The organism is Bdellovibrio sp. CKG001 (assembly GCF_055397465.1).
In genome coordinates this window covers 521,105-543,028 of the sequence record NZ_AP029173.1, presented here as the reverse complement: position 1 = coordinate 543,028, position 21,924 = coordinate 521,105, and the positions used below count along the sequence as shown (strand labels likewise).

The 21,924-nt window shown below is 49.2% G+C and carries 20 protein-coding genes; 2 read left to right on the top strand and 18 right to left on the bottom strand.

What is annotated here, in order from left to right; all coding sequences use genetic code 11:
- Positions 1-17: 17 nt before the first annotated feature.
- The 13 genes from coaD to ACZ50P_RS02625 form a co-directional block, all read right to left on the bottom strand.
- Positions 18-500 carry a pantetheine-phosphate adenylyltransferase gene (coaD, locus tag ACZ50P_RS02685; protein WP_464120060.1) on the bottom strand — a complete coding sequence of 161 codons (483 nt, stop codon included), beginning with the start codon at positions 498-500 and terminating at the stop codon, positions 18-20.
- Positions 493-1,074 carry a 16S rRNA (guanine(966)-N(2))-methyltransferase RsmD gene (gene rsmD, locus ACZ50P_RS02680; protein ID WP_464120059.1) on the bottom strand — a complete coding sequence of 194 codons (582 nt, stop codon included), beginning with the start codon at positions 1,072-1,074 and terminating at the stop codon, positions 493-495. The genes coaD and rsmD overlap by 8 nt, the downstream gene beginning before the upstream one ends.
- A complete protein-coding gene (locus tag ACZ50P_RS02675; RefSeq protein WP_464120058.1) occupies positions 1,071-1,424 on the bottom strand; it encodes a response regulator in 354 nt (117 codons plus the stop codon). The genes rsmD and ACZ50P_RS02675 overlap by 4 nt, the downstream gene beginning before the upstream one ends.
- Complete coding sequence (locus tag ACZ50P_RS02670; RefSeq protein ID WP_464133237.1) at positions 1,421-3,457, bottom strand: ATP-binding protein; 2,037 nt, start codon at positions 3,455-3,457, stop codon at positions 1,421-1,423. The genes ACZ50P_RS02675 and ACZ50P_RS02670 overlap by 4 nt, the downstream gene beginning before the upstream one ends.
- Positions 3,378-4,061, bottom strand: a complete 684-nt coding sequence (locus tag ACZ50P_RS02665) for a hypothetical protein (protein ID WP_464120056.1) — start codon at positions 4,059-4,061, stop codon at positions 3,378-3,380. Before ACZ50P_RS02665 ends, ACZ50P_RS02670 begins: the two co-directional genes overlap by 80 nt.
- On the bottom strand, positions 4,048-5,502 hold the full coding sequence (locus ACZ50P_RS02660; protein WP_464120055.1) for a glycosyltransferase family 9 protein: 1,455 nt from the start codon (positions 5,500-5,502) through the stop codon (positions 4,048-4,050). The genes ACZ50P_RS02665 and ACZ50P_RS02660 overlap by 14 nt, the downstream gene beginning before the upstream one ends.
- 56 nt (positions 5,503-5,558) lie before the next feature.
- Positions 5,559-7,121: a glycosyltransferase family 9 protein gene (locus ACZ50P_RS02655; RefSeq protein ID WP_464133235.1), complete on the bottom strand. Its 1,563-nt coding sequence runs from the start codon at positions 7,119-7,121 to the stop codon at positions 5,559-5,561.
- Complete coding sequence (locus tag ACZ50P_RS02650) at positions 7,121-7,732, bottom strand: hypothetical protein (RefSeq protein ID WP_464120053.1); 612 nt, start codon at positions 7,730-7,732, stop codon at positions 7,121-7,123. The genes ACZ50P_RS02655 and ACZ50P_RS02650 overlap by 1 nt, the downstream gene beginning before the upstream one ends.
- 1 nt (position 7,733) lies before the next feature.
- Entirely contained in the window at positions 7,734-8,780 is a 1,047-nt protein-coding gene (locus ACZ50P_RS02645) for a tetratricopeptide repeat protein (protein WP_464120052.1), read from the bottom strand.
- A gap of 146 nt (positions 8,781-8,926) precedes the next feature.
- Positions 8,927-9,352, bottom strand: coding sequence for a hypothetical protein (locus tag ACZ50P_RS02640; protein WP_464120051.1), 426 nt, complete (start codon positions 9,350-9,352; stop codon positions 8,927-8,929).
- Positions 9,353-9,375: 23 nt separating this feature from the next.
- Complete coding sequence (fliS, locus tag ACZ50P_RS02635; protein ID WP_464120050.1) at positions 9,376-9,783, bottom strand: flagellar export chaperone FliS; 408 nt, start codon at positions 9,781-9,783, stop codon at positions 9,376-9,378.
- Positions 9,784-9,819: 36 nt separating this feature from the next.
- Positions 9,820-11,163 carry a flagellar filament capping protein FliD gene (fliD, locus tag ACZ50P_RS02630; protein ID WP_464133233.1) on the bottom strand — a complete coding sequence of 448 codons (1,344 nt, stop codon included), beginning with the start codon at positions 11,161-11,163 and terminating at the stop codon, positions 9,820-9,822.
- A gap of 197 nt (positions 11,164-11,360) precedes the next feature.
- Complete coding sequence (locus ACZ50P_RS02625; protein WP_464120048.1) at positions 11,361-11,738, bottom strand: flagellar protein FlaG; 378 nt, start codon at positions 11,736-11,738, stop codon at positions 11,361-11,363.
- Between the two features lie 156 nt (positions 11,739-11,894).
- Between ACZ50P_RS02625 and ACZ50P_RS02620 the strand changes: the two genes are divergently transcribed.
- Positions 11,895-14,243, top strand: coding sequence for a phosphoenolpyruvate carboxylase (locus tag ACZ50P_RS02620; protein ID WP_464133231.1), 2,349 nt, complete (start codon positions 11,895-11,897; stop codon positions 14,241-14,243).
- Here the strand turns inward: ACZ50P_RS02620 and ACZ50P_RS02615 are convergent.
- Both ACZ50P_RS02615 and ACZ50P_RS02610 read right to left on the bottom strand, forming a co-directional pair.
- Entirely contained in the window at positions 14,233-16,389 is a 2,157-nt protein-coding gene (locus tag ACZ50P_RS02615; protein ID WP_464133228.1) for a zinc-dependent metalloprotease, read from the bottom strand. The two genes, ACZ50P_RS02620 and ACZ50P_RS02615, sit on opposite strands and share 11 nt — an antisense overlap.
- Before the next feature lie 316 nt (positions 16,390-16,705).
- Positions 16,706-17,539: a flagellin N-terminal helical domain-containing protein gene (locus tag ACZ50P_RS02610; protein ID WP_464120045.1), complete on the bottom strand. Its 834-nt coding sequence runs from the start codon at positions 17,537-17,539 to the stop codon at positions 16,706-16,708.
- A gap of 436 nt (positions 17,540-17,975) precedes the next feature.
- Between ACZ50P_RS02610 and ACZ50P_RS02605 the strand changes: the two genes are divergently transcribed.
- A complete protein-coding gene (locus tag ACZ50P_RS02605) occupies positions 17,976-18,614 on the top strand; it encodes a transposase (RefSeq protein WP_464133227.1) in 639 nt (212 codons plus the stop codon).
- 187 nt (positions 18,615-18,801) lie between these two features.
- Here ACZ50P_RS02605 and ACZ50P_RS02600 read toward each other — a convergent pair whose 3' ends face one another.
- The 3 genes from ACZ50P_RS02600 to ACZ50P_RS02590 all read right to left on the bottom strand — a co-directional run bounded on the left by ACZ50P_RS02600 (position 18,802) and on the right by ACZ50P_RS02590 (position 21,828).
- Positions 18,802-19,626, bottom strand: a complete 825-nt coding sequence (locus tag ACZ50P_RS02600) for a flagellin N-terminal helical domain-containing protein (RefSeq protein WP_464120043.1) — start codon at positions 19,624-19,626, stop codon at positions 18,802-18,804.
- A 453-nt stretch (positions 19,627-20,079) separates the two neighbouring features.
- Positions 20,080-20,973: an N-acetylmuramoyl-L-alanine amidase-like domain-containing protein gene (locus tag ACZ50P_RS02595; protein ID WP_464133224.1), complete on the bottom strand. Its 894-nt coding sequence runs from the start codon at positions 20,971-20,973 to the stop codon at positions 20,080-20,082.
- 102 nt (positions 20,974-21,075) lie between these two features.
- On the bottom strand, positions 21,076-21,828 hold the full coding sequence (locus ACZ50P_RS02590) for a 3D domain-containing protein (RefSeq protein ID WP_464133222.1): 753 nt from the start codon (positions 21,826-21,828) through the stop codon (positions 21,076-21,078).
- Positions 21,829-21,924 lie beyond the last annotated feature (96 nt).

Below are 21,924 nucleotides of genomic sequence, written 5' to 3'. Positions count from 1 at the left end.
GACACACTCCTTTATCTTTATCTTTTCAATTTTTCATTCATGGCATCAATCACGATGTCCGGAACCAGGTCCTTCAAAGCGCCACCATTGGCCGCCACTTCCTTCACACCTCGCGAAGAGATGTAGTAGTACTCGGGACTGGCAAAAACCAGCATCGTTTCAAAGTCGGGAGCCAGTTTGCGGTTCATATTGGCCATGGTCATTTCGTACTCGAAGTCGACCACCGCTCGCAGACCACGCACGATCACCTGAGCTTTGGCTTTCTTCATGTATTCCACCGTCAGGCCACCAAAGATGTCGACTTTGACGTTCTTCAGATGCGCAAGAGACTTTTCTATCAACTGTTTACGTTCTTCGCCAGTGAACATGCTCTGCTTCTGGGAAGATTGCGCAACTAAAACGATCACCTGATCATAAAGCGGCGAAATGCGGTTGATGATATCCACATGTCCCATGGTGATCGGATCAAAGCTTCCCGGATAAACGGCAATTCTACTCATGGTTTTCCTCTTCCTGCTGCAAAGCACTTTCATGGCAGAACATACTCAAGATCTTGTCGCCATATTCTTTTTTGCTGTAACGAACCAGTGCGCCGTAGCGATCTTCCATTCTTTCTTTAGCCTGTGATTCAATGGCCAGCAAAGTCGTCGGCCCAAAAGCCACACTGCCACTGGCCGCTTCCATCACTGCATGCGCCATTTTTTCCGTAAACGGCGGGTCTGCAAAAATGATGTCGAAAGGCTCTCCCGAATAAGATTTCAGGAAGGCAATCACGTCCATATTGACGATCTTGTAATCCGAAGCTGGCACGCGCAGCTTTTCAAAATTCTGACGAGTGATCGCCAAAGACTTCGGATTCTTTTCCACAAACGTGCAAAACTCAGCACCACGGGACAGGGCTTCAATTCCCAGATTCCCCGTGCCACAGAAAAGATCGGCCACACGAGAGCCTTCAATTTCAAACTGCAATTTATTGAATAAGGTCTCTTTGACTCGATCGGTTGTGGGGCGGATATGGTCTGCATTGAAAGAGACCAACTGGTGTCCACGATATTTCCCCGCAATAATTCTCATTTTTCCAAATCCTCGGCCATCTTAACGACAGCAAAAATATCTTCAAATGGTTTGGGTACAAAAAGATTGGCCCCCATTTGCAAAGCCGTTTCCATGTTATGTTCACCGGCAAACGCCGACATCAAGATCACCTTGGCTTCGGACTGTTCGCGCATTTCCTTTAAGACTTCAGGTCCGGTTCGACCCGGCATCAAAACATCCAAAAAAACCAGATCGGGCTTGGAGCTCTGCCACAACTGCAGACCTTCATTGCCGTCCACAGCTTCCACGACATCATGACCCTTGCCTTTTAAGGCACGGCTCAAAGAGCGACGCACCAGAGCCTCATCATCCACAATCAAAATCTTCACGGCGCATTCCTTTGCGGCAGCATGATCACAAAGCAAGTGCCATGCGGCTCGACGTTACGGAACTCGATGGTTCCCCCGAATTTTTCGATGACTGACTTAGACATACTTAACCCAAGACCCGTACCATGTCCCTCTTTTTTTGTCGTAAAGAAAGGCTCAAAAATACGACGGCGAATGTCCTCTGGAATCCCCGGCCCGGTGTCTTCAATTTCCAGATACACATGCCCCTGATCGTGACGGGTTCTCACACTCAGACGTCCGGCTTCTTTCATCGCCTGACAGGCATTGTTAATCAAATTAAAGACCACCTGCTGCAAAAGATGAGGCTCCACATAAACTGTCTGCCCTAAAGTTTCCAAATCCACTTCCAGACGATGGGTGCGCAGCGCCGACTTCAGCATCGGCAGGGTTCTTTCGACCACTTCATCGACGCTAATGTATTCGGACGGCTGATCCTCGCCCTTTGAGAAATCCAGAAGATTTTTGATAATTCTTTGCGAACGGGCGGTGGCCTTTTCGATTTCCACCAGATCCGAATGCAGGTTGCTGCCAGGCTCTGCCTCTTGCAGTAAAACCTGTGACAACGAACGCAAACCTGTCAGAGGATTATTCAGTTCATGGGCGATATGGCCCGCCAGCATCCCGATCGCACCCATTTTTTCACTTTGCAACATGCGCAGGTACAACTCGCGCGATTGAGTGATATCCACATACTGATTCACAACGTTGGTGGGTCTTGTGCTTTGATCCAGAAGAACCGGATAGCTATGCACCTGATAAATCCGCCCATCCACCTGAATCTGACCTGCCGCTGGCGCACCGTCTTTCAGGGCCTGCGGCACCGGACACCCCTCACAGGCGGCATTACGACGAGCAAAGCTTTCATGACATTTATTGTGCATAAAACGATCGCTGAACTTGCGATTGGCGCGAACTACATTGTAGTCAATGTCCACAATCGCAATCGGATCACGCATACCATCGAAAGTTTTTTCCCAGCGATAGGAAAATCCTGAAAGCTGACTTTCCAAAAGAACGCGATCCAGGGCCATACTTAAGGGGCGCACCCGATCGCTCATAAAGTCCATGAAAGGACCCATCTCTTTGTCGTTCAAAGAGTTTTCAATACATAAAATAGCCTCACCCTGCCCGCTGGTCAGGTGACTGGTCAGACGCAGCTCAAAGGGCACAATATAGGCTTTGATAAAAGGTCTCCCAAAGTGATTCGCAAAATAGCGGGTCAGCTCGGGGCTTGGCACCTGGGCTGCTTTAGGAAACTCAAAGTAGCTGGCCGTTTCAGTTTGGGTGAAATGCCCGGACTGGAAGCTTAAGAAAAAGGTCTTCGCGCCCCCCAGGCGGAACGACAAGATGGGGTCACCCATCTTGTGGAACTTGCGAAGCTCCTTGCGCAGGATCGCCAGAATATCCTCGAAAGAGGTCTGCGTCGCCAGATCCTTGATAAACCGGATCAGTTGCCTCTCACGATTCAGTTTCTCACTTTCCTCGTGGTGGGACATTTCGATGTACTGGGTTCTTTCTTCGACCATCGCCTCTAACGAATGGGTCAGAGCTTCCAGCTGTTTGTTCTGGTGGGAGGATTCCTTGAGCAGCAGGGAGCGGGACAAAAACATCGAGTGGCGTTGCAACGCCAGATCCAGCTGCTCCCAGATCTCGTGCTCCGACAGTGGCCAGCGCATAAAACGATAAACTTGAGCCTTATTGATGCCCTCGCGCACTTCCTGTTCATTCAGATCCTCTGCAATCAACAAGCGCGGCGCCATTGGCTGCAAAGTGCGAGCTTTAAATAAGAACTCCAAGGCATCACTGTCCGAAGAACCCTGGACCAAGATCGAGGAAAATCGCTGGGTTTGCAAAAGAGGCAGAGCCTCACTGGTGGAGGCTCTGAATATGATCTCAACTTCCCGCTTTTGAAACGGAAAGAAATGCGGCAGTCTAATTGGCGATACGTTTCCGACCCACAGGATTGGATCCAGTTTGTTCGGAATCGAAATAAGACCCTGAGTACTCGCCATTCAGTGATTTCTCCAACACTCTCAAGTGGTCCAGCCACATCTGAAGAACATTGTTCAAATCATACTCCAGGACATCGGCTAAAAGAACAAAATCCTTGTTTTCCAAAGCGCGCAAAGCCTCAAGAACCGTTCTTTTACTTTCAGCTTCGGTCTTTTCCCAGCGAACTGGACTTCCCCCTAGGAATTGATCTCCCATGGTTTCTTTGATCGTCATGGCGCTGTCGATCAGGAATTCGCAGTTCTGCACCAGATCGTGAATGGGCTTGAGCAGACCACTCAATCCCTGAACGCGCATGCGCTTAGCCAGATTCTCCGTTCTTTGCATCAGTTCCGGCAAAGCCTCCATCCAGCCGCGCAATACCAGTGCGGTCAGATCACGGCTGTTTTCAGTCAGGTACTCCAGGGTTTCAATCTGCTCCAAAGTCACAGTGGAAAAACGGGCTTCGTCGGCTTCGGCGATTTCCAGACCGTTGACGATATAGCGACACACCACTTGGTTGGTGTGTCTTAGATCCTGTTCGATGTCGCTAAAGACTTTGGCCAAAGAAATGTTCTCTTGATAAAAATTGCGAAGGTCTTCTCCGCTGACTTTAAAGCGCTCCATTGCCTACCTCTTCCTTGAGTGCCTCATGCGGAATGTATACATGAAGATGGCGTTTCAAACGCTCATGCACATTCAAAGTTGCGGTACGGATTTCCTCGAGCGTGCCGGGTGCAATGCGGATTCTTTCCGCATGATACCAGCTTACTAAAGGACTCAATTCCGGAACCATTCGGCTAATATTTGAAATAACTTCTTCAGCACTGTCCAGGAACGGAGCCACCTTCTCCACCCCTAGGGTCGGCAACAGTCCCAACTGCTCCATAGCAAAATTGTTGATATCATTGAGCTTCATCGCCCCCTGAACAATTTCCATGCGCTCGGCCACCGGGAAGTCACCCCCCAGATAAAGTGCCTGAACCAGGTCCCACTGGAATCGCTCGGCCACGGATTCTTCGCGAGCATAACTCACAAGACCGCCACTTCGAACAATCAGCCCCGGATCCACATGACCTGCCAAGAGGTTCGCAATCGCTGCTCCCACCTGTTCCGGCACCAGTATTTCCTGATTTTCTGCGCGATAGATAAAGCCCAAGCTGGCTTTCGGACCCGTTTCCCAGAAGTTCACCGGTCCGACACTGATGTTCAAAGTCGGGGTGTCCGTCAAAGACGCCACATGAATCGGCGCACTGTCGCAACCGATCAGCAATTCCGCATTTTTAAGAATCGCAAACAAATCGGACATCTGCGTGCGGCCGGCCAAATTTACAAACTGAAGTTCCTTCACTTCAGTTTCAATCTGCAATGCCACCGGCGCTTCCCCCGCAGAACCGATCAAAACCACCGGCAGCTCTGTAAACTGACGCGCCAACTGACGAAGCGCCCGCACCCAGGCCCCCGCCGACAAAGCTTTGTTGGCATCACTGGCGCCCACATGCAAAACCAGATAGCGTTCCGGCAGCGTCAACTTGCATTCCGGAATCTCGGCAATGCTCCAGTCCGCTTCCGTATATTGAAGTTCAATCATTGAGGCCATGACATCGGCCACGTGTACCCGGTTGGGTTTGTCCAAACCCACCTGGGCATAAAAATAAGCACTGACCTCATCGGCCAGACACAAACTGCCATCTTTAAAGCGGGTGTATCCCTGAACCTCGGTATGCAACTCAGAAACTGCATGGGTCAGGTAGCTGGAAAACGGAGAAAATGTGAAGTTAATTATTCGGTCAAAGCCTTCCGACTTCAACTCGCTCACAAAACGATCCATTTCCTGCAAAGAGGCTTCAATATCCGGTTCTGCCTGAACCAGTGGAGTCAGGATTTCACTGGAGGGCAAAGACCAATGACGATCCACCGCCTGCAGACCCATTAAAGCCCCTTCAAAACGAGGACGTGTCAGCAGATGGATCTCGGCCTTCGGATACATACGACGCAAGCCCTGCAGTGCCGGCCACGTCATATAGATATCGCCCAATCTAGCGAGTTGCAGAACGAGTATTTTCATTTTTGATCTGTTCCTTCACAAGCTCTTTGAGCATTTGAATTTTTTCAGCTTCTTTACTATAGCTCTGCGTTTTCAGGATTTCGCTGGAGGCTTTTTCCAGTCTCTTCAAAGCCGCTGATAGGTAATTGTCCAATTCCTTTTGCATAGTACGCTCCTTCCCTGGAGAGAGATTGCAAGTGACGGTAAATATCTTCACGGATAGTTAGCAACTCGCCCTGCTCCTGCAAGGCGGTCAAAACACGGTCCACGATCTGCACCGGTTGGGTATAACGTGCAATCAGGGCTTCCACAAAACCCTGGAAGTAGCCGGCTTCGTCCTTTTTGGAGCGCACAATTTCCTGTGCCACCAAAACCAGGTCCGCCATTTCCGACGCCTGCACCGACTTCTTCTGCAGCATCATTTCCCTGGAAGGCAGAGCCTCCTGGATCCTCGCCTGCCAGCTCTTAAACAGATCTGTCCGTTCAGCAAAGTCCGCAAGGATCTCTTTGGCACCTTTTTGGGGTTGCTCCCGCAACAGCCCTTGAACAGCGGTCAGCAGGGATGCAGGCGCTTGATCCAGATAGGTCTTCCAAGTGGCCCGTTCCAGGGCCTGGGCAAACTGGGTCACCTGATGTTTTTCATCACTCAGCTCGTCCCACACCGCCTCAAAAACCTTTTCAACTGTTATATCCTGCGCGCACAAATGACTTGGCTGAGAACAGGCTTGAGAATGCCCGCACGGTGAACAAGGCACCTGCGTTGTCAGCATTCGAACCCCTTGAATGAAGGCTCCGGTCTTCGTGGCATCACTGCTTCCCAAGACAAGCTCCACCAGGGGAGTCCCCAGTTGTGCCGCCAGATGCTTGATACTGGTGTCACCGGTCACAAGAAGGGCGCAATCCTGCAGGTGACGACGGGCCTCATTGAGATCACAAATCAACAGATCCTTCTCCGCAAAGGCTTGCAGCAAAGTCTCTTTTTCAAAAGACGCCCCCAGGATTTGAACCTTATAGTCCACCAAGGCGACTTCAATAGTTCGTTTCAACTGGGCAAAGTTCTCTAGCCCCCAGTTCTTCTTTTCATTGCTGGTCAGGCACTGAAACAAAATGCGCTTGTTTTTCTTTTTCTCTCCGCGAACCTGCGGCTGAACCGGCAAATCAAATGAATTCCCCAAAAGTTCGACGTAATGGAAAAGTGACTTTTGCGAACCCGCAAAGCGCTCATTAAAGTAGCGAATCCAGCGATTATCCAAACCCCGGAAACGCCCCGCACTGTGATACAGACCCTTTTTCACTGGAATTTCCAACGCCCCCAGCAGATAGCCGCTGAGTTTGTTGTGAGTGAAGTTAAATGCCATATCATAGTTCTCGACATCCAGGGACTTCACCAGCTCCTGCACCTGAGAAAAAGACCAAAGAATGTTGAATCCGCCTTCCCCTAGGCCTCGCTGAATCATTTCGCGATCAAAATAGATATAGCGATCCACCAGTCCCTGCAGCAGTTTTTCCACCTGAGAAAACTGACGGTTGACCAGAAGGTGAATCTCCGCCTCAGGATGCTTCGCACGCAAAGCGCGCAACAGCGGTTCCTGCTGAATGATGTCACCAAGCCTTAAAAGGGAAAGAACCAGAATTTTCATTATTTCACCAGCTCACCGAGCACTCGAAACATCTGCTTTTGCTTTTCAGCCATCGCCGATGTTTCCACTACAGGTGTAATGTCGTTAATGGACAAATTATGACGAGGAAGATTGTACAGGGCCTTCATGTTGATGCCGAACTCCTGGAAATGATACTTCAAAGAATCCAAAGAACGACCTGTCATGTGAGAGAAAAGTTCGGCGAAGAAGTCCGCCTGCTGACCCCAGCACTCACGGAAAGACAGAACGAAAGAGCGATGATTCAGGATCTCCTGGAAAAGGTCGGACTTGAAAAGTTCCTGAGCATCCTGAACCACGCGGATTTCGACGCGTTCTTCAAGCTCGGGGAACTGCGAACGGAACACCGGGATCAGAGACTCGCGGGATTCAACCACCGTGATACGCACATCCGGGTCGACGTCAGCCAGTGCGGCCACATGGAAACCCGCACCCAAACCGACAACGATGACATGTTCGGCCGGCAAAACACCCAAAGAGTAAGCCCATTTCAAGCCCTCACCACGAGGGTCCTGCAAAGAGGCCAGAGGCTGACCTTCTTCAAAAGCAATCAATGAAGATTCGTGGTTTTCAGAAAATGTGATCATTGACATGTTAAGCAACCTTCTGTGAAGCGATGATTTTCTTTTTCAAGTTACGAACTTCCTGATGATCCGGATTCCAAAGAAGGACACGTTCCATCTCCAGCAAAGCCTGATCCACCTGACCTGCGCTGCACAGCAAGTTGATCAGAACCAGCGACATATCCTCGTCTTCTTCCACACTGGCAAGATAACCCTGAAGCGCTTCGATGGCTTTTTGTAACTTACCATCACGCAGACCCCAGTTCGCCGCCAGATGAACAGCCGTTCGGTTTTGTGGATTGATATCAATAGCAGATTCAATGTTTGCCCAAGCCAGTTCAAGATCGCCGAACTGACTGTGTACCATGGCAAGTCCCACCCAGGCTTTGTCGTTTTCTGGATTGATTTCAACAGCCTTGCGGAAGCAGAACAAAGACTTGTCATAGTCATTGCGCTGCACTTCCAGTGTGCCGAAATTCACCAATAATACATCCGACTGAGGATTCAGAGTGTAGGCCTTATTATAGTATTCTTCTGCCCCGTCAAAATCACCCTGACGCACAAAAATATTGCCCATGTTTTTGTAAGTCTCAAACAGCGTGGAGGTCTCTTCCGTCAGAACTGCCAGCGCCTCGTAGTACTTATCCAAAGCTTCCTGGTCACGGCCCGCTTTATACAGAGCGGTGGCATAGCCATGCAAACTTTCAAAACCATAATCCACTTCCGCCAAAGTCTTGCGTACAATCAAAGACTCTGAGCTGCGTGACATCTTATCAAGGCAGTTTGCCAGCATGTTCAAAGTCGCCGGATTCTTGGAATCTTTATTCGAGGCTTCTCTGAGAAGATTCATCGCTAGAGGATATTCACGGTGCTTCATCAGCACTTGTGCATTGCGAATGAACTTGGCTACACGTTCATCGACAATCTTTTCTTCTTTGACTTCAGACACTTCCGCTTCGAAGTCGGCAATAGCCTGTTGCGGATCAAAATAAATTTTGGGTGCATCCTGATAGCTTTCAGGATTTGAATTAATACCAGAAATTTCACTGGACTTTTGAACGATCTGATTTTCCAACATCTGACGTGATCTCCTCGCGCAGAATTGAAGGAGCAACACAGATGCCAAAGGGTGCTTTGTGCTTTAATTGATTCTGAGGCAGACTCAGCCAGTTGTTTGACTCTTTGACCGAATCTGCCGTCATGTTTTTGTCAGGAATTTTTTTCCTAGACCTCTTCATCCAGACGCTGATTGAAGGTCTTGGTCTTGTAACCACCGACTGCTTTACGGCTGCGGCGGACTTCCTGCAATTCACGGATGATGGAGTTCTTGGCCATTTCAATGCACGCCAGGACCTGAATATCCTGCTCGATAATGCGGGCTACATACTCGTCTTTGATAGCCAGGGCTTCCTTCACCTCGCGGCGTTCATTTTCCGGAATGACGGCTCCAGCCCCCATTTCGTCGTGAGCCTTTTCGATCTGCGCATCCACATATTTCAGAACATCCAGAATTCTATCGCGGGTTTGATAGAAGTGTTCCAGATTGTCGAACTGCCCTTGGGCAAAGTTCGCCAACTCCACTTCATTCAAAGAGTAGAACTTCTCGAGGTAGTGATTCTTTTCGTTCAACAACGTGATGATTCTGGTCATGTCCCCTCCACAGTGACTCATTCTTAACCCGCTTTTTTATCTGTATTGTTGGCTTCTTGTTTCAGTTTTTCCACGGCTTGAACCCAACCATCATAAAGAGTGTTGAGAAGCTTCAGATTCTCTTTCAGCGGCTCTGGGCTGCCAGAGATGTTGGCTTTCGTGTACTGCTCCATCATGAACATATAGAGCTGTTCCAGTTGATTAGCGACTTCACCACCGACCTTGTGATCCAGGGTGTTGTTCAGCTCCATAATGATGTCGAAGGCACGGCCGATATTCATGCCGCGATCGGCGATCTTCTTTTCTTCTGCGGCCTTGATCGCCAGCTTGGTAAACTTAATGGCACCCTCGTATAGCATCAGCAGGATTTTTTCCCTGCTGGCACTTTGCACGGAAGTTGTTTTGTACTTCTGATACGCATTCTTATTCATAGCCCCTCACTCCATCATGTTCAAAAATCAACGCTCTTAACCCTGTGGTTGCGCCATTGCCGCAAACTTCGCCTGTTGCGCATTCAAGGCAGACATCTTCTGCTCCAGGTCCGCAAACTTACGTCTTAGGCTGTCTTCTTTTCTTTCCAATTGGCGTTCTTTCGTCTCAATACGGTTGTTCACCTGCTTGATACGATCCTCCAAACCGCGTTTGCGGTTGGAAATGGTGCCGAACTGCCCATTCACCAGATTTCCAATCTCACGCTTGACCGTGACCACAAAACCGGTGTTAAAGCCATCCCCTCTCAGGAAGGCAGCCACCCCTTGGGGATTGGCCTGCAGTACTTTATTGAACTTGTCCTGGGAAAAGTTCAAAGTACCGTTTCGGTTGAACTCAATCCCCAGCTCACCCACACGGCGAATCGGAGACTCCACGCCCATCTGCGGATTCAGAATCACCCGGCGCAGACTGTTTTCAATTGAGCGCAACATCCCGTCACCACCCAAAGGGCCCAGTGACGGATTCTTGCCGTTTCCGGCCTGCAGCTTGTTCTGCTTCTGGATAAACTCCAAAGCCGCGTTATAAGCATCAACGAAGCTTTTAATCTTGCCGCTGATGACTTCGAGGTTCTCTTTCACAGAAAGACGAATCTCGCGCCCCGGAGCCGCTGATTTGAAATCCAAAGTCACACCCGGCACCAAATCCGTGGATTTGTTGTCAGGAAGTTCAATCTCAAATCCGTCGACTTTCACTTTCGCGTTCTGAGCCTTGCGGGATTCATCGAAGTACATGTCCTGATCGCCATCCAGAAGATAGATCTTCGGGAAGCTCACCTGACTGTCGCTTCCAGTCGCCAAACCGGAAACCAGCAGCTTGAATGGATTCTCGCTGTCTTTGCGATCCTCCAGCACCTGCGCCTTGAGTCCCACATTAGAAGCATTAATCTGCTTGGCCACCCCCTCCAACGTGGAGTTGCTGCCATTGATATAAACTTCCTTTGTTCCTTCCGGAGTCTGGAATTTAATATATCCAGTCCCCATCTGAGTTTCATTTTTGTCCGGGAAACCGTTGGAGATCGCCGCCGGCTTCTGCGCCAGCTGCACGACTTCAATCGCATAGTCCCCTGGAATTGCACTTTGCGGATCGACCAGGCCATCCACCACATTGGGATCACCACTCAGGAACTTTTTGTCGATAAATCCGCTGGTCGATGTCAACTCACCCAGATTCTTGGTGATATCATTGACCTTCGTTTCCAGATCCTGCACCAGCTTGAGTTTGTCCTCTTGCTTGGCGCGACCGGCTTCCATCTGTTTCACAGGAATACGTTCAGCATCCATCAGCTGCTCAACGATATTTGGTGGTAGCCCAGAGGCCATGCCTGTAATTCGGAATCCTGCCATGAATTCATTGTGTCAAAATGATTCAGCAACCGTGAGTCAATTAAATGTCTCTAGGAAAGGCCAGTGGCAAGGCTTTCAGGGCTCTAATGAATTTTACGCAGCAGGGATTTTGACAGCAGGTCTTTTTGCTGGACCTCCATCCGGGAATCAAATGCTCTTTCGGAAATGAAAACTTATGCAGAACGCTTAAGTAGCTGTCCTCTTGGAGAGTCATCCGAGGGTAAAGTCCACAGCTCCAATTCGGGAATACGACGTATCAAGGTGCCCAGATTGTCTTTCACAAGAACGAAGCGTCCACTTTCTGTGACCTCAAGCTCCACAGTCCACTTGTGTTCTTTCATCGCCGGAAGATTGCGAAGATGCTCCATGGATTTCTCCAGCTGCTCCTCTGTCATCGGCTCGCGATGAGGCTGTTCCTGACTCTGATACTGTTCTTGCCCGTTGGCATCGCGATCATGAGTGGAATCGGACTTGATAGTTTTACCGATGGACTCGACATTGCGAACCTCGTTATTCGGTAAAATGTTAGAGATCAGTCCCTTGATATTCATGCCCATCTTATCGGCACATCCTCCCTCCCCCAAAAGGTGCCTGGTTGTTTTTTCTGGCTATAGCGCATCAATCCAAGACTCTTGCCCAGAAAATAAACTTACTACCTAGACGAATGAAAGAGGCGTACCCTGTCCCTATGTAGAGGAGGCTCCCCCATGCAGCAGCAACTTGCCAAAGAACTCACCTCTCTTGTGGATTGGTCGGTCACCGAGTTAGGAAATGTCATCCGGGCCGAACTGGGGGCCGCTGCCTTCAATCGCATTGAAAAGATTCGCCGCTATGTAAAATCGCCTGCCAGCAATCACCTACAAGGATTACTAAAACTAAAAGCGCAGCTGGAAAAGCTCTCTGATCAAGAACGCTTTGGCATTGCCCACTCGTTTGCTCTGATGCTGGAACTGATCAACGCCTGCGAATCCGCCTATCGCACCCACCGTCTGGAAGAGGAAAGTTCCGCAGCTCTTAAGAGGGAAAAATATTCTTACGGTCGTGTGATTCACGTCCTGACGGCGCACCCAACAGAATCCCGCAACACCGACATGCTTATATACCTGCGCAAAATTCATGACCTGCTGGTGCAACGCCTGAAATCAGAACAGACTTCACAAACTCATCAACTGCATTCCCTGCTAAGAATGGCCTGGAACCTCCCCATGTCCAAACAGCGAAAGCCCAGCGTGATGGACGAAGCCGAATATATTTACTCGTTGGTGTTGCAGGACAATGTCATTGAAATTTACCTGCAACAACGCCAGGAACGGCATCCCTTCTATATCCGCACCTGGGTCGGCGGAGACAAGGACGGACATCCCGGAGTAAATGAAAAAACCATGCTGGGAAGCCTGGGCATGTCCCGCCTGCGCCTGCATCAGTGGGTTGTTCGACAATTTTCTCAGTATCTTGCAGAAATTTCGCCTCTGGCACGTTCCGGTCTGGAGCAACGTCAACACATTCAGAAGCTACAACGACAGGCGCAACAAGTAAAAGCTCACCTGAAAAAAGTCCGCCGCATTTCCGCAGGAGATGCCAGTCGAGTGCATCGGCTGACGGAATCTCTGCAACATCTTTCCCATGCACAAAATCGCCTGTTTGGCGCTGAATCCGAGCCGCTGAACCGCATTCGCTACCTGCTCAAGATCTTTCCTGGCCTGGTCGTCCCCCTGGAACTTCGCGAGGACAGCGCCTTGGTTCACGAAGCACTCGCCCAGCCAAACAAACAGACAAATATCTCTCGTATGCTGCAGACTTTGGCGCGACTTTGCCCTGATCACAGTCCCCGGAATTATGTGCGAGGGTTCGTTCTGAGCCAGTGCGAGTCCGCGCAGGATATCGACGCAGGTGTTCGTTTGAGTTCAAGGTTTCTCAAAGCCCCTCGTCTTCCCGTGGTTCCACTATTTGAAAGTTCACGCTCTTTAAAAAACTCCAAAGAAATAATCACAGCGTTTCTGGGGAAACCCAGGAACGTGCAACTGGTCAAAAAACACTGGTCTGCTCAGATTGAGGTTATGCTGGGCTATTCGGATTCGGCCAAGGAAAATGGCGCTTTTCCATCCCGCTATCTGATTCAATCCGCCATCGGAACCTTGGAAAAAACCATTGAAACCCACGGCCTGACGCCTATTTTCTTCCATGGCTCCGGAGGCAGCATTGAGCGCGGTGGCGGGTCTATACAGGAACAAACCGAATGGTGGCCATTGTCTGCGATGAAGACCGTCAAGATGACCGTACAAGGAGAAATGATTTATCGTAATTACAACTCTCCGGCTATTTTGCAGCGACAGTTGAATCTTCTGGTGCAAAACCGAGATGCCCGTAAAAAAAAACCCGCCATGCGTGGTTCTGTCAGGACAGAAAAAGCCCTGCGAACGCTGGCTGATTCGGTACAAACCAGTTACCAGAGTATTCTGAAGCAGGAGGACTTCTTAGAACTGATCGAAAAGGCCACGCCGTATTCTTTCATGAAAGACCTGCGCATGGGCTCCCGCCCTTCAAAAAGGCAGGGCCCGGTTCAACTCAAGAGTCTGCGCGCAATTCCATGGGTGCTGTGCTGGACTCAAACTCGGGCGTTATTCCCGACGTGGTGGGGACTGGGTGCCTTCTGGACGAATCTAACCGTGAATGAGAAAAATCAATACCGCCGGGCTTTCAAAGAATCCTCCATGTTCCGCACCTACATCAAGGCTGTCGGTTTTACCTTGGAAAAGATCGAACTCGACGTGTTCTTCATGTATCTGCGCTCTTCAAAGCTTTCCGCGGATACGGTTGCCAAATACGAAAAAAGCTTCCGCACTGAATATGCGGAAGCCATCAAATGTGTCCGGGAGATCACCGGAGAAAAAAGTTTGCTTTGGTATCGACTGTGGCTAGAAACCAGCATCCGCCTGCGTTCCCCGTTGATTCATCCACTGAATGTGCTGCAGTTGATTGCCCTTGAAAAGAAGGACATCAAACTGCTGCGCGAGACAGTCACGGGTGTTGCCAGTGGAATGCTGACTACGGGGTGATTTTCAAGGAGTCTCGCAGCCTGCTAAGATCCATTAGTTTTTCAACCTGGCCGCCAACATTCTGATCCATTCTGGCGGCGGCCTCACGAAGACCTTCCTTCACAACTGACACTTCACCTTCACTCAGGCCCAGATTATTCAACTTGCCTGCGGCAATCGCAGCCTCAGCCTGATTAAAGAAGAAGTTAGGTCCCATTTCCACCTGTGGATTCAGGGACTTCAGATAAGCCTCCCAGCCTCCCAGCGCCTTGATCTGTTCGACGATCAAAAGATCCCCTTCGCCATACTCGTTGCTATTAAAGTCCGGCGCCCCTACCCCCCACTTCATATAGGGTTTTAGATATCCGCCGACCAACGAATCAATTGTCAGGAACAGATTCTTTTTCTCTGTCTTATAAAGCTTCTCCGCCAAAGAGAAGCTCGGAACGAAATTCACTCCAACGGACTGCTTATACTCATACTTAAATCCGGCTTTTTTGGCGTAGCGAATAGTCTCAAGCGATTGGTCTATCACCTTCATGGCCTCTTGCAAGACCTCTTGCTTCGCCTCAAAGAAGATATTTCCATAAAGATCGTGGCGTTGGCAGCCAAGGATCTCGCGCTCGCCCATCATGGCTTCCAGGATATGCTCATCCGAACAGTAAGCATGCTTCACCTTGCCGGATTCGATGTCGGCATACGCCCAGCCTATTGCCTTCTTGTCGTAAGAAAGCACATTATTTTTGATGTAGCCACCCACCACCAGCGTCGGCGCATCTGTCGTGTAGTCCATCACAGTGCTACTTAAACCGACTGGCTTTGAATTGTCTCCTCGAGAAGCTCTTTCCACGGCGTTCTTAATGTCCAGATCCGATGCATCCGGAACAAAAGTGCCGGCAAAATTGTGGCGCAGCCCCAAAACATGCCCTATTTCATGGGCGATCACACTTCGCACTGAATCTTCCTGTTCAATCAACGGACGATCCACGACCAGCCCACACAGATTTCCATGCTTTAGAGAAAAGAAGCCATTAACTTGTGCTGACTCATGCTTCTTTGTGAAGCTTGAAGTCATGTACACATATCCGCGGAAGGCCTCACCCGTCAAAGGGTCCACCTGAGCATTGGCATAAGCACCAAAGCCTTCATCCCATTTGATCCAACGAATGACGATGGACCGATCCGTCTGCGGCTCGCTGTCTTTATAACCATATTCCACCTTGAGCACATCTCGACCAAAAACCCGGTTCCAGTATGTCACGCCATCTGTCACCGCGCTCTTCATCGCCTCGGGCACGTTCGCATCCAGAAGGACACGAATATCCCCGTCTTCTGGAGCCACACTCCAGCGGGCGATCTGAGTCGTCATGTCGTTCTCGCCGGATCCAAAGGTGTTATTGATAAAGAATCCAAAACGATTTTGGCTGTCCGTAGCTTTGGCTTTGAAGCTCTCTTTGACAATGTAGGGTTTGATTTCAAAGAAGACCGTCTTGCTGCTTTCCACTTTTTCAGGAGCCGCCATGCCCATCATGGCCAGCTTATCCTGCTCGTCTTTTTTTCTTTCTCCGGCATAGGGATTTTTGTACTTTTCAACGACTCGCACAACCTGCTTCATCAGGATCGAGTTATTACGAATGGAAAGTGAGCTCACGAAAGAATCTTTGATATCAAAGTGGGTTTCTTTCTTATTTTGACCCATGAACTCCACGTCCACATAAGTCTGAGGAATCAGAATGTCCATGGCTGTTTGATAGTTCATGGACAGGAACCCCTGCCCCATATCAAACACCAGCTTGTCGTCCGTTTCCTCGACCACCGCGAAAGTCTGCAGAAGTTGATCGGCTGTGACGGATTCCACGCTGTCCCGGACAGTTTTATTGAAGACCGCAATACGATCACCGTTTCTTTCAAAGGAAATCAACTGCGGTCGAAAGAAACTTGGTGCCGCGGCACGGGAGCCATCTATAACAGTCGGAACCAGAAGGAACAGTTTACCCAAAGATGACTTTTCAAAGGTCACAAGATTTTTTCTGACCTGTGCAGAGGATTCGATTTTGGCCGGAGGCAGGGACTCTTTTACGATGACTTTCTCTGTCTCTTTACTGCAGGAAACCAGCAGGGAAGAGCACAAAAGCATGACAACAGACGTACGGCTCCAGGAACTCATGAAGTACTCCCAAATAAGATAGAACCCCGGAACAATGTCTAAAAAAGAGACAATGAACCCAAAATTGGTCAGGGCCGGAACCCAGTTCCAATATATAAAGTCCTAATTTTCAGGAAGTCTAAGAAAGCAAGAAGTGCTCCTGCACGAAACGCAAAAAACCCCGAGGATCCGAGGCGCCTGTAAGATTCAAAATGTGCCGCAAGATGCCCCAACCCGTTAAGTACCCCAGGAAGCTCAAAGTCTTCCTGGGTAGGTTGGTACCGAGAGGGAACGGAGGTACCCTCTCAGGTCAAATCCTTATAAAACAATTCTAATATTAACCAATCAATCTTAGTGCAGAGTTTGGCATCGCGTTGGCTTGAGCCAGTACGGATGTATTTGCCTGCAAAAGAACCTGGTTACGAGTGGACTCCGCTGTTGCTGACGCCACGTCTGTATCACGGATACGAGAGTTGGCTGCGGAGATGTTCTCGTGTTGCACACCCAAGTTATCCACTGTGGACTGCAATCTGTTTTGAAGGGCACCGAGACTTGCGCGGAAACCGTTCACCTGAGACTGCGCCTTATCCACTGCTGCTAGGGCGTCTTGCGCTCCCTCTTTGGAAGAGAAGTCGAAACCTTCAATTCCCAAGCTGGAAGTTGTTGCATCTGTTTCACCGGCGTTGAAGGAGATTCTGTCTGCTTCACCGTCATTGTTGATACCTACCTGGAAGTCGAACTTGTCGCCGGAACCATCCAGAAGTTTTGTTGTACCGAATCTAGTTGTTTGCGTGATACGTTGTGCTTCAGCTTTCAATTGCTGAACCTCTTTATCAAGGAAGCCACGCTCTGTATCACCGATAGTGTCAGAAGAAGCCTGAACACCCAATTCTCTCATACGAGTCAGGATGTTGGAGATCTCAGACAAACCACCCTCTGCCGTCTGAACCATGGAGATACCATCGTTCGCATTTCGGGAAGCCTGACCTAGAGAGCGAATTTGTGATTTCAAGTTTTCACTGATCGCCAAACCTGCTGCATCGTCTGCCGCTTTATTGATGCGGGAGCCAGATGCCAATTGTGACATTGATTTACCGATTTCACGCTGAGAGTTCACCATTGTTCTCTGTGCGTTGATAGCGGATACGTTCGTAGAAATTCTCATTCCCATGTGGGACCTCCATTAATTCGGCCGCCTTATACCTACTTAGGCTGACCAAGTTGTACACGTTGGTGACTCAAACTTTCGTCTGGCTCTCTCAAGCGAATCTTCGTAAGGCAATCACTCCTTGCGGGTTCCTCGAGAGCTTCGACTTGGTTTGCGTCGTTGCTTCTGACATACCTTTCGGCGAGGTCTTGAAAGGCTTTAGTCGCGTCTAGCACTTCTGGACCATCATCCAGTAAAAGCTAGACCAAGATCCTGAAAAGCAGACCAAAACCCGGCATTTTTCAATACCAAGGTCCAGCCAAACCAAACGTCTGCCCCGACCAACAAAAGGTGCCTGGTTGTTTTTTCTGGCTACAAAGCAGCAAAGTTCGCCTGCCGGACCTAAGAATTAATAAAAGAAGCATTCTCGGCGGCAATTCATTTGCTCGTGGCAGGCGATATGACTCGAAAAAAGTTTGAAAATCACACTGAATTTCCCTATCACATCACTGCAAGATGCATTAACCGCGACTGGTTTTCGCAAGACTTGCCGCAGGTGTGGGAGATCACCACTCGACATTTGTATTTCACTTCAATGGCGTTTGATCTACGCATTCACAACTTCGTCTTGATGAGCAATCACTTTCATATGATCTTACGTTCACCACAGGCGAACTTGAGCGAGGCGATGCAATACTTTATGCGTGCGTCAGGAGATGATCTGCGACAAATCAGTGGTCGAATTAATCAAACTTACGGCGGACGATTTCATCGTAGCCTGATCACTCATCCGCGACATTACGACCATGCATATAAGTATGTATATAGAAATCCTGTGGAGGCGGGACTATGTAAAAGAGTGCAGGATTATCCTTATTCGACAATTCAAGCGTTATTGGGCAGAAAGATGGTGGAGGTTCCCGTATTAGAAGACACTCGATGGGGCACGTGGGAAGAAAGAGTGCAAACTTTGAGGTGGTTAAATTCAAAGCCTCATGCTGACAACTGGGAATCTGTGCGCAAAGCTCTTAGAAAGGGCGTGTTTGCTCTTCCTAAAATGGATAGTCGTTCTTCGCCCCTGGAGGATTGTGCGCTGTAGCCAGAAAAAACAACCAGGCACCTTTTCCTGAAAATCCCCGGGGACGGGTGTCCCCGGGGTGGGCTTAAGACGAGGAGTATATGTGGGCGACCCCTCTTCCCGAGAGAAACCTTATCCCAGAACAGGCTTCTCCCGACATCCGTTAATTTCGCGAATGTGAATCTTAAATATTTTTAGCTGATATTACTTAGACCAACTTCATTGCCACTTGTGGCAACTGGTTGGCTTGAGCCAGTACCGACACCGCCGTATTCTGTAAAATACTTGCAGAAGTCATTTCGGCTGTCTCTTTCGCCACGTCAGTGTCGCGGATACGAGAATTTGCGGCTGACAAGTTCTCATAGGACACATCCAAGTTACTCACCGCGGACTCCATTCGGGATTGCATCGCACCGAAGTTCGCACGCATACCGGAAACCTTTTCGATGGCCTGATCCACTGTCTCCAGCGAGTCACGCGCATCACCCCGGTCTGCCATGGCAATACTGTCGATACCCAATGCTCCCGCCGTCGCGTCGGCGTCAAATTCAAATTTAATCACGTTATTCTCATCCGAGTAAGCACCCACCTGGAACTCCATCGCTCCGGCAGTACCATCCAGCATCTTCTTCGTACCGAAGACTGTTGTCTTGGCAATACGATCCGCCTCTTGGATAAGTTGTTGAGTTTCTTTATTTAGGAACTCCCTCTCTGTGTCACTCACAGTATCAGAAGCTGCCTGCACGCCCAGCTCACGCAGACGCACCAGAATGTTAGAGACCTCGTTCAAGCCCCCTTCACTCACCTGAACAAATGAGATGGCATTGTTGGCGTTGTTTCGCGCCTGACCGATACCTTTCAATTGTCCTTTGAAGTTTTCAGAAATCGCCAAGCCCGCAGCGTCGTCCGCTGCATTTACGATACGGCTACCAGAGGCCAATGCCTGCGCGGCATGCTCTGCGCGTTTCTGTTGTTTGGATAGCACACGTTGTGCTGCGATAGATGCGGTGTTTGTTGCGATTCTTAAGCCCATAGAACCCCCCTTGGGATTAGAGATCCGAGCCGCTGGTTTTTGATGGAATCTAAAATGATCTAAGGTAGCACCACTTACCCTTTGAACACCCGATGTCCGCCTACGTCCCGTGATCTGTTTGTTTAAATTTTACTTTTCAAAAAACTTTTAAAATTTAATTCAAGGTTGGAGCCGCCCCTCTCAGAAACGGTGATTGGACGTTTCTTTCGAGGAGCTTTAGCTTCAAGAGGAGGTATCCTGATTTGATCTGGAGATCCTTTTTAGCTTGCCCAACGTGTACAACAAACTCTTCGGACCTAGGTCCAGAAAACTTTAGCCTAAGGTCCAGGATTTTTTTCGGCGCTTTGCTTAATATTTGATTTTACTGGAAATTAAGTACCCAAAAATTTTTGACCTAGGTCCAGTTCGGGCTCGACCTAGGGCTAAAAAACGATGATTTATCGAAGTGTTATGTTACATGGGGACAAGTAGATTCATCCCCGCCATTGTAGGTGATGCCATCATCACACGCTCAACATAGTCAGAAAGCACTTCTTTTTTTACTCTCATGCTATCATCGCTACCATCACGAGAAGCTCCGTTACTGGCGTGAACCATATACAGCACACCATTCTCACGAACTAAGAAGCCCATGTGAGAAATATCCAAGCGAGTTCCGATAGCTTTACGCAGATCCCAGTTGGGCCTCATAACATGAAAAATTGTGCCCGAAGGAATACGCGCCAGCAGCTCTGAGGATGAAGTCAAATCTTCCTTCGCCACATAGGGAAGTTGAGCAAGAATTGGCTCGAAACCTTCGCCCATTCTCTCAAAGGCAGAACCCTTTCTTTTGAACCACTCACCTTTTTCTATCCAGGTCTGTGACCACTTTGTCTTAGCTCCGGCAACACGCCCCGTGATATCTTTCACAAAACCATTTTTGATATTGTTGGGGATCCAGTCGACACTTGGGAAATGATTCCGAGTTTGATAGGAAACGATCGCATCTTTATAGCGAATTTGATTCATGCGCTGACGGAACTGCTCTTCACTAGAAGATAATGCAAGTGCCAACACCGTCTCAACAAAAGTTGTACAATCAAAACCATCAAAACGGTACAAAGGCCCCTGACTGACAGTGCCAGTGCTTCCCTCACCAAGAGGATCAACAAGATAAGGAACCTTTTGCTGAGCAAATAAATTGGCAAAATCACTTACTCTTTGTGCCGTAGAAACAGAGACCGTCTTCTCGGAAGCAGCCATCAGGATAGTCAGTTGCTGATCCGCAACCACCTGATCAGCATGCGCAAATCCAGAGACAAAAAAAAGTCCACTGAGGAAAATACGTACAAAAAGATGTGCTTTCATATACACCTCAAACCCACAACCCTAGGGGCCGCATGTATACAAGCAAGATTGGGGCTGGGAACTACTGGCTCCTACAAGAGTTAGAGGCAAAAAGAGTGTGTATCAATTTGACACGGAGACGTTTTCAGACACCCCGTCAGTGAGCTGGCCTTCCGCCAAAACGTCTTTGCGAAGGCCGGGATAACCCCGTCGCTCCCGGGCTGCTACGGCTTCACTTTCCGTGGCCATGCGATAGTGGATGCGACTTCGTGGGTCTCCAAATCCAAGGCGAGCCATGGGATTGTTCTTGTCTTTGTGATTCAGAAAGCCCGTAAAGAAATCAAAACGACCTGCTCCATTGATCCCGCCACCCGCATCGCGAATGACCAGGAAGCCATCATGGATTTCACCGTTGGGCATCTTTACTCCAATCAAGCGGGGCACATAGATCACTTCCCCGACTTTGTGAATCTTCAGATCCGCCGCAACCGAGAAATACGGATCCAGACAAACACTGCTGACTCCATAGCCGTAAGGGCACTTCTTTAGATCTGTCACAATAAAGCGCGCCACACCTTCTTTGGTGGAGTGATAGTTGTAAGACGTCAGAACCCCTTCATCTTCAACGAAGCAGGACCCTTGCATCAGACAGGACTTGTAATCGGCTTCACACAACGTGGCCAGGGTGACCCCTTCCGGCGAAAGAATTTCGCGCAACTGCGAAGAGGCACACTTAGTTTTACCCAGCTGAATTGTCGGCTTGTAGTAGATTGTTGGCGTCATGCCACCCGATTCGGACGACGTCTTCGGAGCTGCACATGAAATCAAGGTGGATGAAACAAAAAGGAGCGACAACAGCATTCGTACCGACTTCATATTTAAGCTCCTTTCCAACAGGCTCAAGATATATCAAACCTTCGGCCTTTTGAACGGAGCACCCGATAAAATACAGCAAAGTAGTGAAAACCTTAC